Below are 12,017 nucleotides of genomic sequence, written 5' to 3'. Positions count from 1 at the left end.
GTGGCGCTCGGAGACGGGCCGCGCCAACTACGAGCAGATACGTGATCTGCTCGGCCGTGAACTGCTCGACTCCCGCTTCCAGGGCATGAAGCAGGCGCTCGAGAACGCCACGCCCGAGGATGTCGAACGGGTGCGGCAGATGATGGCGGATCTGAACCAGCTGCTGGCCGCCCACGCCCGCGGTGAGAACACCGAGCAGCAGTTCGCCGAGTTCATGGCCGAACACGGCGAGTTCTTTCCCGAAAACCCCCGCGACACCGAGGAATTGATCGATGCGCTGGCCGCCCGCGCCGCCGCCGCGCAGCGGATGATGAATTCGCTCTCGCCGCAGCAGCAGGTGGAGTTGAGCGAACTGATCGGCCAGGCCTTCGGCGATCCGCGTATCGCCGAACAGGTTTCGGCACTCGATGCCGCGTTGCGCGCACTGCGTCCCGGCGAGGATTGGGATTCGGGGCAGCGGTTCCGTGGCCAGGACCCGCTCGGTCTCGGCGAGGGCGCGCAGGCGATGCAGGATCTGGCCGAAATGGACGCGCTGGCCGAACAACTCGGCCAGTCCTATCCCGGCGCCCGGCTCGAGGATATCGACCTCGACGCTCTCACCCGCCAACTCGGCGCCGACGCCGCCGTCGATGCCGCCCGCCTGGCCGAACTGGAACGCGAACTGCGCCGCCAGGGCATGTTCGAACGCGCCCCCGACGGGTCGCTTCGCTTGACGCCCAAGGCGTTACGCCGCCTCGGCGAGGTGGCGTTGCGCGATGTGGTCGGGCGGTTGCGCGCTCAGCGCGGACAGCGTGAGACGGTGACCGCGGGGGCGGCCGGCGAACCGACGGGCGCGACGCGGCCGTGGCGCTTCGGCGACACCGAACCGTGGGATGTGTCGAAAACCGTGCGCAACGCGGTTCTCCGGTCGGCTTCGGCCGGCAGCCGCCGGGTGTCGCTGTCGGTCTCCGATGTCGAGATCACCGAAACCGATCAGCGGTCCCGCGCGGCCGTGGCCCTGTGCGTCGACACGTCGTGGTCGATGGTGCAGGACGGACGCTGGCTGCCGATGAAGCGGACCGCGCTGGCCCTGCACCAGCTGATCAGTACCCGATTCCGTTCCGACGCACTGGAAGTCGTGACGTTCGGCCGCCACGCCACCACCGTCGACATCGGGGAGCTGACCGGTCTGGAGGCGGTGTGGGAGCAGGGCACCAACCTGCACCACGCCCTGTTGCTCGCCGCCCGCCACCTACGCCGCCACCCCGACGCGGTCCCGGTGGTCCTGGTCGTCACCGACGGCGAACCCACCGCCCACCTGGAGCCCGACGGCAGTTCGTACTTCAACTGGCCGCCCGACCCGCGAACTCTCGCGGTCACCATGGCCCAGGTCGACGCGCTCGCGAAACTCGGCGCCTCGGTCTCGGTCTTCATCCTCGGCGAAAATCCCAGGCTCGCAGCCTTCGTCGACCTGATGGCCCGCCGCAGCGGCGGCCGGGTCATCGCCCCCGACCTCGACGGCCTGGGCGCGGCGGTGGTCTCCGACTACCTGAGCGGGCGGCGCAGATAGCGTCGACCCGCGTATGCGGTGGCGCCTTCGCAAGCTCACCCGCAATGGGTGAAGCGCCCGACCGGGGCCGGGGCGTGAACTTGGCGCGTATCGCGGTCGCTGCTGCCCGGGAGGGAGTATGCGGCGGCGGGAAGCCGTTCGGAGGAAGCCGGACGCTGTCATCGAGGAGACGTCATGCCCGTGTGGGATGTGTTCTGGCTGATCATCATGAGTTTCGCGTTCGCCGCGTATCTGGTGCTGCTGTTCTGGATCTTCACCGATCTGTTCCGGGATCGCGACACCTCGGGCTGGGTGAAGGCGGTGTGGGTGGTGTTCCTGTTCGTACTGCCGCTGCTCACCTCACTGGTGTATCTGATCGTGCGGGGTGGCGGCATGGCGCAGCGCTCGGCGCGGGCGGCGAAAGAGGCCGAGCAGGCACAGCACGCCTACATCAAGGACGTCGCCGGAACCAATTCGGCCACCCAGATCGCCGACGCCAAACGACTACTCGACGAGGGCACGATCACCGCACAGGAATTCGAGCAGCTGAAGAGCCGAGCCCTGGCCTGAGTCATCCGGCGCCGGCGATCGAGAGGCGGTGTGGTGCGCTACGAATTCTCTGTCGACGGCGAGTTGTCCGGCGACATCTGCGCCGAATTTCCCGAACTGGCCCGCAGCACCGTGGCCGCGCCCGGTACCACCACGCTGTTCGGCCCGCTCGAGGACTACACCGCGATGCGCAGTGTGCTGGCGCGCATCGATGCCCTCGGGCTGACCTTGATCGAGATGCGACGCCTGCCGGATTGAGGCGCCCCTTCGGCGTGGCCGATCAGGAGGGGCCGTGTCCCACCTGCGGGCTGATCCGCCGCCATTCGCGTTCCCATTCGCCGGCCCGGCGCCGGTCCAGCGCGTAGCCGGCGCATCGGGCCAGCCCGTAGGCCAGTGCCCAGCAGGCGAGCAGGGCGGCGGTGCCGGTGGCGATGCCCTTGGCGACGGCGGCGTCGTCGGCGACCGGCGGTGTGGTGGGATCGCCCTGGGGGGTGAGCCACAACGGAATTCGGTCGCCTCGATGGATGGTGCCGTCGACGTCGACCATCGCCTCGCCGGGATGCCCGTCCCGGCTCCACTGCGCCTGGGCGCGGAGTTGGTCGGCGAACATGCCGCTGGGTGCCGGCATCCGGATCGGATCGCTCGTAACCTCGGCTGTCACAGCGGTTTTCGTGGCGTTGTCGGCGTGGATGGCGGCGAGTTCGGCCCGGTACTGCGCGGTGCCGGCGACGGCGGCCAGCAGGACCGCGGCGAGCGCGCTCACCACCAGTGCGAGCCGCAGCGCCTGTTCGACACGGTCGGCACGGCGCATCAACGGCGAACGCGTCCAGGGCGCGATCCGTCCGGCCCGCAGCACCGCGAAGGTAGTACGCACCATCTTCACTCTCCCACCACGACCGGCAGAGACACGCTCGGAGAATAACCGTTCGCCGCCCCGACAAACGGCGTTCGGGGTGGATCTTCGCCACGCTCGGCCGCAGGTTTGACCCGGATCTGCGGGGATATCGCTGGGTTGCGACCCGCATCGTGCGGGTGGTCCGGCAATTCGGAAGGAGCACGGTATGAGTGCCATCGATAAGGCCAAGAACAAGCTCGAGGACGCCGCCGGTCAGGCGAAGGAGAAGCTCGGCGCCGCGACGGGCGATCCGGACAAGAAGAACGAGGGCAAGGCCGATCAGACCAAGTCGAACCTGAAGGACGCGGGCGAGAAGGTCAAGGACGCCTTCGACCACTGATCTCGTCTGCGGATCCACCTCGTCGCGAGGCCCGGCCCGGTGCAGCACATGCGCCCGGTCCGGGCCTCGTTCCGTCCCCGCGGCGGTCGTGGCGCACACGCTGGAGCTGGGCTGACGCCGTTTCGGCTGTACAGACCGCTTCGTCTCTGTTATGAAGGTAGGGCGGGTCGGTCTTCATGTGGTAGGACGCCCGCAGCGGGCTTGCGCCCGTTGCCCTCGGCTCCGGTTTGGAGACCTCAATGAGCTCGAGCGCCGAATTACGTCCCGTACCTCCCGCCGATGAACCCGGCGCCCCCCATGTCGCGGAGGCGCGCCTGTCGGCAGTCGTGCGCACCCGCGGTCCGGCGCTGGTGCTGTCGTTCCGGGGTGAGGCCGACAGCTACACCATGCCCGGATGGAGCGAGCGCATCCGCTCCGCTGCCGAAAGCGGGATGCGCATCGTGGTGATCGACACCAACTGCCTGAGCTTCCTGTCCTGGCGCGCCCTGCTGACGCTGGCCCGCGAAGCCGAGCATTACCGGTCCGAGGGCGTGCATCTGTGCCTGGTCACCCAGTCGCGGACGATCATGCGGATCGCCGCGCTGGATGAGCAGACCCGGCGACTTCCCATCCATTCGACGGTCGTGAGCGCGGTCAGCCGCGCCACCTACGACGCGGCCGGGCCCGCGATCGCCGCCACCCCCGGTTGAGCCGCTACTCGTCGGGGAGCGGGAAATAGGAGTCGTCGTCGGTACCGGATTCGCGCCGCACGATATCCTCGACGGCTTCGGTGTCAGTGGGGCCATTCGGTGATCCGGTGTGGATCGAATCCAGGCCCTCGGTCGCACCGGATTCCGGCAGCGTCGGCTCGGCGGCAGGCCTGGTCCCCACATCCGGCTCCTCTTCGGCCAGTCGTTGGGACAGTGGGCGTTCCGTGCGCTGTTCGCCGGCCGTCATGCCGTAGCTGTCGACGCCCGACCAGTCGTCGGGCGGTTCCACGATCTCGTCGCCGTCGTCGTTGCCCACATCGTCGGAATCCAGTCCCTCGGTCGAGGTGAGCAGATCTTCGTCGGATTCGTTTCCAGCCATGTGCTTCGCGTGCCCGCAATCGCCCGCGGCAAACCGTCGGCGGCGCGCCCGATTCGTTTGGCCGCCCGGGCGGAGGGTAGGCCGACGATGGCCGTATCCAGCACAGATGCAGATCGAGGTGACACGATGAAAGCAGTGACGTGGCAGGGCCGCCGCAAGGTGTCGGTGGACGAGGTGCCCGACCCGCGGATCGAGGAACCGACCGATGCCGTCATCGCCGTGACCTCCTCCGGGGTGTGCGGGTCGGATCTGCACCTCTACGAGGTGCTCGGCCCGTACATGAGCGCCGGTGACGTGCTCGGCCACGAACCGATCGGGGTGGTGGTCGACGTCGGTTCGGAAGTGCGGTCGCTGGCGGTGGGCGATCGAGTGGTCGTGCCGTTCCAGATCGCGTGCGGGCACTGCGTCATGTGCGATACCGGATTGCCGACGCAGTGCGAGACCACGCAGGTGCGCGAATACGGCAGCGGCGCAGCCTTGTTCGGCTATTCCAAGCTCTACGGGCAGGTGCCCGGCGCGCAGGCGCAGTACCTGCGGGTCCCGCATGCCGATTTCACGCACATTCCGATTCCGGCCGGCCCCGACGACAGCCGCTTCCTGTATCTGTCGGACGTGTTGCCGACGGCGTGGCAGGCGGTGGAATACGCCGGCGTGCCCGACGGGGGCTCGGTGGTGGTGCTGGGTCTGGGCCCTATCGGAGATATGGCGTGCCGGATCGCGGCCCATCGCGGATATCGGGTGATCGGTGTCGATCGGGTGCCGGAACGCCTGCGCCGGGTGGCCGATCGCGGGATAGAGGTGATCGATCTGGAACAGATCGGTGCCTCGATCGGGGATGTGATCCGCGATCGCACCGACGGACGGGGTTCCGACAGCGTGATCGACGCGGTCGGTATGGAGGCCCACGGATCGCCGGTCGCGGAGTTGGCTCAGCGTTCGGCGGGCTATCTGCCGTCGATGGTGTCGCAGAAGTTGATGGACACCGTCGGTGTGGACCGGCTGGCGGCATTGAACAGCGCGATCGATATCGTGCGCCGCGGCGGCACCATCTCGCTGTCCGGGGTCTACGGCGGCATGGCCGACCCGTTGCCGATGCGCATTCTGTTCGACAAGCAGATTCAGCTGCGGATGGGTCAGGCCAACGTCAAGCGGTGGGTCGGCGACATTCTTCCGCTGTTGCAGGACGGTGATCCGCTCGGTGTGGAAACCTTTGCCACTCATCGGCTTCCGCTGTCGGAGGCGCCACGGGTCTATCACGACTTCCAGCGCAAGGCCGACGGCATGGTGAAGGTCGTACTCGACCCGGCGGCCGCGTGAGCGCGCGGTGCGGGGGCGTCCGCGATGCCCGAATCGGCCGGTGCCGCAAGATATTTCCGGGCGTGACCAGTGCGTACGCAATCGTTCGCGATGCCGGTGCATAGACCCGGGAGGCTCGGGTAGTGCCTCTGATGTGACCGGGACGTACGCCGGTCGCGATGGAGAAAAGTCCCTACTGCGAAGGAGGTCCGCAATGGCCGACCAGAACAATCCCGGACAGTTCGGCAACCGCAGCGACACCGAGGAACAGGCTCGCCGCGGGGGCCAGGCCAGCACGGGTAGTTTCGGCCAGCGCAATGCCGCCGATCCGCACGAAGCGGGGCGCAAGGGCGCCCAGGCGCAGCCGACCGCGGCCAAGCAGGCCGGCGGTCAGCACAGTCACGGCGGTCGCTGACCCGAATCGCGACATACGGACCCGAACGCGTAGGCCGGATCACGGATCCGGCCTACGCGGCTGTCTGGACCAGTGCGGCGTGGCGGCGGGCATATGTGACAACGGTCGGGCTCGGATTTCCGCCTCCTGGGTCATCGACGAGGGAGTCGGGCAGCTATCACCGGTGACGGACGCGGCGGCTATCGAATATCGGCTGTTCGCGGAGGCGCCGATCGCGGAATTCCGACGTTCTCGAGATTGTTCCACTTTTGTGGTTAACATCTGGCACCCGGCCTTCGATGCTAAGTATGTCGTTGACTGTGACGGCAGCGATCGGCCGGTTCCAGCTGTCCGGATCGGGTATCACGCGTTCGGCCGTGAGCATCGGCGCTCGGCGGCACAAGGATTGACCAGGCGGTTCGGCGACGTAGCCGATTCTCACCGCAGGTAACGACTATCCCGCGAAACGAAACGGTGTGCGATGGACATCGATCAGCGTTACCGTCAGAGCAGTTCGACTACCATCACGGCAGCGGAACTGGCTACCTTGCTGCACAAGTCCGCGGCGGGGGACGCCGAATCCTTCGCGGCCTTCTATCGCAGCACCAACGCCCGCCTGATGGCCCGGTTGACCGCGATTCTGCGCAGTCCCGGTCTGGCTCAGGAAGTGAGCCAGGAGGTCTATCTGCAGGCGTGGTCCGCTGCCGGCGACTACGACGCCGGACGGGCCAGCCCGATGGCGTGGCTGATGATGTTCGCGCACCGGCGTGCGGTCGACCGGGTGCGCTCGGAGCAATCGCTGGCGGATCGGGAACGGGCGTTCGGTCGCGGTCAGTATCAGCCCGAATGTGATGTGGTGTTCGACGAGGTGACGCAGCGGCTGGACGAGCGTTCGGTCGCGGGTGAGGTGCACCGGCTGGGGCATCGGCAGCGGGAGGCGATTCTGCTCGCCTTTTACGGTGGCCGCACCTATCCGGAGGTGGCGCAGGATCTGGGTATCCCGCTGCCCACCGCGAAGGCCCGGATCCGGGCTGGACTGAAAACACTCGGTTCCAGACTTTCCGAGAAGTCGCGCGACGAGACGAAGTGAGGACCGCCGCTTCCCGGTAGTCGGCATTCCTACCCCCTAGGGGTATATTGCGAGGTGTCGCCCAGCTGGCGGCACCCGCCTCTGCGGCGGTTATGATCTACTAGTTGCGTACGTAAATAGTAGATGTTATCGAGCCGGTTGCCGCGTTCCCCAGCGGTGGGGTGACATCCGGCTCGATGCTCGGCAACGCCGTGCGAAGGTGTTGCGCGACAGTGGCGATCGTGGTGAGGAGGCTGGGGTGGTGGATCGGTGTCCGACCCGGCGTGGTCTCCGGGCTCGGGTCTGTTCGCCGCTGCGGTCGGTCGAGTGGCGGGTGCGGATGCGGTGAGCTCCGTGCTTCGGTCGCGGCGGGGTGTCGCGGCGATGATCTTCGTCGCCTTGCTCACTCTCGTTGCGCTGCATACCGATTGCGTGGTCGCCGACGCCGAGACGGCCGGCACTGCCGCCTCGTCCGCCGCCGCCGAATCCGCATCGGCCCATCTCGGTTCGCATCTGCCCGCCTGGGACGACTGCTGTGCGCACGACAGGCACGTCGTCCTGGATTCGGTGCTTCCGGCGGATCCGGCGAAGCTGTGGCCGCCCGGCCACGTGTGGGATGCGGTGACCACCGTGACCCTCGCCCGGTGGCACCATCACGCGACTGCCGTGCGCGGGCCGCCGGGCCCGCCGCCTCGCACCGGTCGCGACATTCTGACGCATCTCGGTATCGCCCGCCGCTGATCGGTCAGCGACAGGCCGTCGGCCCCCGCCGGCGGCCGGTGTCCGCTGCCCGCATCCGTACCGCCCGTAAAAGGGCGGAGATACCGAAAGCGACAGTCATGGACGACATCGTGCTCGACCACCCGCAGCCGATTCCGGCAGCGCCGATCTCGGCGCATCGCCCGCGCGGTCTGGTCGGCAATACGCCGGTGCTCTGGATCGGCGAACCGCTGAGCGGCCGCGGCCGCGGCTTCTGGGCCAAACTCGAAGGTGCCAATCCCGGCGGCATGAAGGACCGCCCCGCGCTGCACATGGTGCGCAGCGCGGAAATCCGCGGAGACCTGCGACCGGGTGCGCGCATCGTCGAATCATCCAGCGGCACCTTGGGATTGGGCCTCGCGCTGGCGGGAATGGTGTACTCGCATCCGGTGACCGTGGTCACCGACCCCGGAATGGAACCGATGGTGGTGCGACTGCTGCGCGCCTACGGCGCACGGGTGGAGACGGTCACCGAACCGCATCCGACCGGCGGCTGGCAACAGGCGCGCCGCGATCGGGTCGCGGCCCTGCTGGCCACCGAACCGGATGCCTGGAGCCCCGACCAGTACAGCAATCCCGACAATGTGGACGGCTACGAATCGCTGGCCCTGGAGCTGGTGCAGCAATTGGGCCGCGTCGACGTCCTGGTGTGCGCGGTCGGAACCGGCGGACACTCCGCGGGCGTGGCCCGGGTGCTGCGCCGGAACAATCCGCGGCTGCGGCTGATCGGCGTGGACACCGTGTCCTCGACGATCTTCGGCCAACCGGCCGGGCCGCGCCTCATGCGCGGGCTGGGCTCGAGCATCCACCCTCGCAACGTCGACTACGACGCCTTCGACGAAATCCATTGGGTGGCACCGGCGGAAGCGGTGTGGGCATGCCGGACGCTGGCCGCCACCCACCACGCCAGCGGCGGCTGGAGTGTCGGCGCGGTGGCGCTGGTGGCGGGCTGGGCCGCGCGTGTGCACGACACCGGCGCCCGGATCGCCGCCGTGTTTCCCGACGGGCCGCACCGCTACGCCGACACCGTCTACAACGACGCCTACTGCGACGAGCACGGCCTGCTCGATGCCGATCCGCCCGTCGAACCCGACACGATCGGCCATCCCGCCGAGCGAGTGGTGACCTCGTGGACGCGCTGCACCACCGTCGTCGACCCCCGCACCCTCGACCCGGAGCCCGCCGCATGAGTGCCCTCGCCCGATTCCGCAGCTTCGACCCGGCGGCCCGGTTGCTGATGGTCAACCAGTTCGGCATCAACCTGGGCTTCTACATGCTCATGCCGTACCTGGCCGGATATCTCGCCGGCCCGATCGGCTTGGCGGCGTGGGCGGTCGGGCTGGTGCTGGGCGTGCGCAACTTCTCCCAGCAGGGCATGTTCCTCGTCGGCGGGACGCTCGCCGACCGGCTCGGCTACAAACCGCTGATCGTGGCGGGCTGTCTGCTGCGCACCGCGGGATTCGCGCTGCTGATCTTCGCCACCTCATTGCCGATGCTGCTGATCGCCTCGGCCGCAACGGGTTTTGCCGGTGCTCTGTTCAATCCGGCGGTGCGCGCGTATCTGGCCGCGGAGACCGGTGACCGCCGCGTGGAGGCGTTCGCGGTGTTCAACATCTTCTATCAGGCCGGCATCCTCGTCGGGCCGCTGGCCGGGCTCGCCCTGCTGGTGACCGACTTCCGGGTGACCGCCGCGGCCGCCGCCGTGGTCTTCGCGGTGCTGACCCTCGCGCAACTGTTCGCGCTGCCGCCGCGGCGGGCGAGCGAACCCGCGGTGCGCACGACCGTGCTCCAGGATTGGCGGACCGTCCTGGCCAACCGTCGTTTCCTGGCCTTCGCGGTCGCGATGATCGGTTCGTATGTGCTGTCGTTCCAGGTCTATCTGGCACTGCCGTTGCAGGCCCGATATCTGAGCCCCGGCCACGCGCAGGCGCTGACCTCGGGATTGTTCGTGGTGTCGGGTGTGGTCGCGGTGGCCGGGCAACTGCGCATCACCGCATGGTTTCGACGCCGGTGGGGGACCGGCCGCGGCCTGGTGGTCGGCATGGGGGTGCTGGCCGCGTCCTTCCTGCCGCTGCTGCTGGTACCGGGCCCGCGGCCCTTCGGCACGGTGACTGCCGTTGCGGCGCTGCTGATTTCGGCGGCGATCCTCGCGGTCGGGACCGCGGCGGTGTTCCCGTTCGAAATGGATACGGTGGTCTCGCTGTCCGGCGGCGCGCTCGTGGCCACGCACTACGGGTTCTACAACACGGTGGTCGGAGTCGGAATCCTGACCGGCAACCTCGTCACCGGTGTGGTGCTGGACGCCGCCCGGTCGGCCGGACTCGACGCCGTGGTGTGGGCCGGATTCGCGGCCATCGGGGCGCTCGCGGCGTTCGCCCTGGCCGCGCTCGAGCGCAGTGCACACACGCGTCCCGGTGGGGGAGGAGAGGTTCCGGCGGAGTCGGTGCGCGAATCCGCGTGACCCGCGATGGCCGGTACTCGTCCGCCGCGACGGTGGCGGACGAGTACCGGGCGGGCTAGGTGCGCCGTAGTTCCAGCACCGGAATGCTGCGGATCCCTTCGGTTTTGCGGGCATAGCCGGCGAATCCGGGATAGCGGCGGGCCTGTTCGGCGAAGATCCGGTCGCGGCGCTCACCGGTCACCTCGGTGACCGCCGCCGGGTAGCGGTCGGTGCCGCGTTCGATCTCCGCCGTCCCGGCGGCGGTCAGGTTGTAGTACCAGTCCGGATTGGTCGGAGCTCCGGCCTTCGACGCGAAAACATAGATACTGTCCGGGTTCTCGTCGTCGGCCAGGTACATCATAGGTGTCACCAGTTCGCGGCCGGATTTGCGGCCGCGGTGATGCACCAGCACCATCGGCGCGCCCTCGAAATCGCCGCCGACGCGTCCCTCGTTGGCTCGAAATTCCTCGATGATCGCGGTGTTCCAATCGCTCATGAGCTGCATTCTGCTGTCGAACCGGTGGTCGCGGCGGGAGGCGCGCACGTGGGAATAGCGGCGGTGGTGGGTATGCGATGATCGGTCCGGTGTTCGTGAACCGATTCGTGGCGCGGTGCCATGGCTGAGCTGTACGGGCGGGCGGCCGACATCGCGGCGATCGCCGCCCTGCTGGACCGGGCCCGCGCGGGGGAAAGCGGTTGGCTGGTGCTGCGCGGCGAACCCGGAATCGGTAAGACCGCCCTGCTCGACCACGCCGCGGATCTCGGCGCCGACCTGCGGGTGCTGCGCGGCGCGGGGGTGGAAATCGAAGCCGAACTTCCGTTCGCCGGATTGCAGTTGCTGCTGCGACCGGCGGTCGCGCACCTGCCCGCCCTGCCCGCGCGCCAGCGGGCCGCGCTGGAGGCGGCGCTGCGCCTCGGCGACGATCCCGGCGGAGATGCGATGCTGGTCGGATTGGCGGTGTTGTCGCTGCTCACCGAACACGCCGGCGATACCGGGCTGGTGTGTCTGATCGACGACGCGCAATGGCTCGACCGGGCCTCGCTGGACACGATCCTGTTCGCCGCCCGGCGGTTGTACGCCGAGGGAGTCGTTATCATCCTCGCCGCCCGCGACGGTGCCACCTTCGCGCGATCCGCGGATCTGCCCGAACGTCGCATCGCCGGGCTCGACTCGGAGGCCGCCGCCGCGTTGCTCGACCGCCGCGAACTGCCCGCCGGGGTGCGGCGGCAGGTCCTGGCCGAGGCACAGGGCAATCCGCTGGCCTTGCTCGAATTGGCCGACGCCGCACGCGACGAACGTCCCGGCGCGGCCCATCCCGGTGCGCTGGCGTTGACCGACCGCCTGCAGCTGGCCTTCCACGGACAGGTCAGCCGGATGCCGAAATCGACGCAGGACGTGCTGCTGATCGTCGCGGCCGAGGAGTCCGGCGAATTGTCGGCGGTCCTGCGCGCCGCGGCTGCCGTCGGCGCCGGAATCGACGATCTGGCTCCGGCCGAGGAGGCGGGACTGCTGGTGCGCGGCGAGACGGCCGAGACGATCGCCTTTCGTCATCCGCTGCTGCGCGCCGCCGTTTACCAGCGAGCGCCGCTGGGACAGCGAGTGGCCGCACACCGGGCGCTGGCGGCAGCGCTCGACGGCCCCGCCGACGCGGACCGCCGTGTCTGGCACGCGGCCGCCG

15 protein-coding genes are annotated in these 12,017 nt (G+C 68.8%); 12 read left to right on the top strand and 3 right to left on the bottom strand.

What is annotated here, in order from left to right; translation table 11 throughout:
- The 3 genes from ON23_RS20020 to ON23_RS20010 form a co-directional block, all read left to right on the top strand.
- Positions 1-1,549, top strand: a 1,549-nt coding sequence (locus ON23_RS20020; protein ID WP_039780041.1) for a vWA domain-containing protein, incomplete at its 5' end; no start/stop codon positions are given.
- Between the two features lie 174 nt (positions 1,550-1,723).
- On the top strand, positions 1,724-2,098 hold the full coding sequence (locus ON23_RS20015) for a PLDc N-terminal domain-containing protein (protein ID WP_039780039.1): 375 nt from the start codon (positions 1,724-1,726) through the stop codon (positions 2,096-2,098).
- A 30-nt stretch (positions 2,099-2,128) separates the two neighbouring features.
- Positions 2,129-2,335, top strand: coding sequence for a DUF8691 family protein (locus ON23_RS20010; RefSeq protein WP_210743507.1), 207 nt, complete (start codon positions 2,129-2,131; stop codon positions 2,333-2,335).
- A gap of 22 nt (positions 2,336-2,357) precedes the next feature.
- Here ON23_RS20010 and ON23_RS36025 read toward each other — a convergent pair whose 3' ends face one another.
- Entirely contained in the window at positions 2,358-2,954 is a 597-nt protein-coding gene (locus tag ON23_RS36025) for an Rv1733c family protein (protein ID WP_157170247.1), read from the bottom strand.
- 184 nt (positions 2,955-3,138) lie between these two features.
- On the opposite strand from ON23_RS36025, the gene ON23_RS20000 reads away from it, so the two are divergent.
- Together ON23_RS20000 and ON23_RS19995 are read left to right on the top strand one after the other, a co-directional pair.
- Positions 3,139-3,312 (top strand): CsbD family protein, encoded by a 174-nt coding sequence (locus ON23_RS20000; protein ID WP_030518399.1) that lies wholly within the window; start codon positions 3,139-3,141, stop codon positions 3,310-3,312.
- A 239-nt stretch (positions 3,313-3,551) separates the two neighbouring features.
- Positions 3,552-4,001 (top strand): STAS domain-containing protein, encoded by a 450-nt coding sequence (locus ON23_RS19995; protein ID WP_039780036.1) that lies wholly within the window; start codon positions 3,552-3,554, stop codon positions 3,999-4,001.
- A 4-nt stretch (positions 4,002-4,005) separates the two neighbouring features.
- Here ON23_RS19995 and ON23_RS19990 read toward each other — a convergent pair whose 3' ends face one another.
- On the bottom strand, positions 4,006-4,380 hold the full coding sequence (locus ON23_RS19990) for a hypothetical protein (protein ID WP_051042926.1): 375 nt from the start codon (positions 4,378-4,380) through the stop codon (positions 4,006-4,008).
- 126 nt (positions 4,381-4,506) lie between these two features.
- Here ON23_RS19990 and ON23_RS19985 point away from each other — a divergent pair, with 126 nt between their 5' ends.
- From ON23_RS19985 to ON23_RS19960, 6 genes are all read left to right on the top strand, one after another.
- Positions 4,507-5,697, top strand: a complete 1,191-nt coding sequence (locus ON23_RS19985) for an alcohol dehydrogenase catalytic domain-containing protein (protein ID WP_039780035.1) — start codon at positions 4,507-4,509, stop codon at positions 5,695-5,697.
- 193 nt (positions 5,698-5,890) lie between these two features.
- Positions 5,891-6,091: a hypothetical protein gene (locus tag ON23_RS19980; protein WP_030518403.1), complete on the top strand. Its 201-nt coding sequence runs from the start codon at positions 5,891-5,893 to the stop codon at positions 6,089-6,091.
- Between the two features lie 460 nt (positions 6,092-6,551).
- Positions 6,552-7,160: a sigma-70 family RNA polymerase sigma factor gene (locus ON23_RS19975; RefSeq protein WP_039780032.1), complete on the top strand. Its 609-nt coding sequence runs from the start codon at positions 6,552-6,554 to the stop codon at positions 7,158-7,160.
- A gap of 324 nt (positions 7,161-7,484) precedes the next feature.
- The gene (gene lpqS / locus ON23_RS19970; protein ID WP_157170246.1) at positions 7,485-7,880 is read left to right on the top strand and encodes a putative copper homeostasis (lipo)protein LpqS; all 396 of its coding nucleotides are present in this window, start codon (positions 7,485-7,487) and stop codon (positions 7,878-7,880) included.
- 98 nt (positions 7,881-7,978) lie between these two features.
- Entirely contained in the window at positions 7,979-9,088 is a 1,110-nt protein-coding gene (locus tag ON23_RS19965) for a PLP-dependent cysteine synthase family protein (protein WP_039780030.1), read from the top strand.
- Positions 9,085-10,359 (top strand): MFS transporter, encoded by a 1,275-nt coding sequence (locus ON23_RS19960; RefSeq protein ID WP_051042925.1) that lies wholly within the window; start codon positions 9,085-9,087, stop codon positions 10,357-10,359. The genes ON23_RS19965 and ON23_RS19960 overlap by 4 nt, the downstream gene beginning before the upstream one ends.
- 55 nt (positions 10,360-10,414) lie before the next feature.
- On the opposite strand, the gene ON23_RS19955 is transcribed toward ON23_RS19960, so the two are convergent.
- The gene (locus tag ON23_RS19955) at positions 10,415-10,843 is read right to left on the bottom strand and encodes a nitroreductase family deazaflavin-dependent oxidoreductase (protein ID WP_039780043.1); all 429 of its coding nucleotides are present in this window, start codon (positions 10,841-10,843) and stop codon (positions 10,415-10,417) included.
- 111 nt (positions 10,844-10,954) lie between these two features.
- Between ON23_RS19955 and ON23_RS19950 the strand changes: the two genes are divergently transcribed.
- Positions 10,955-12,017: AAA family ATPase (locus ON23_RS19950; RefSeq protein ID WP_039780028.1), on the top strand; the 1,063-nt coding region annotated here is incomplete at its 3' end.

The sequence above is a fragment of the Nocardia cerradoensis NBRC 101014 genome, assembly GCF_000308535.1.
GTDB classification, from domain to species: Bacteria; Actinomycetota; Actinomycetes; order Mycobacteriales; family Mycobacteriaceae; genus Nocardia; species Nocardia cerradoensis.
Note: the sequence above shows the minus strand (reverse complement) of the source record. Positions and strands in the feature narration are given on the sequence as shown.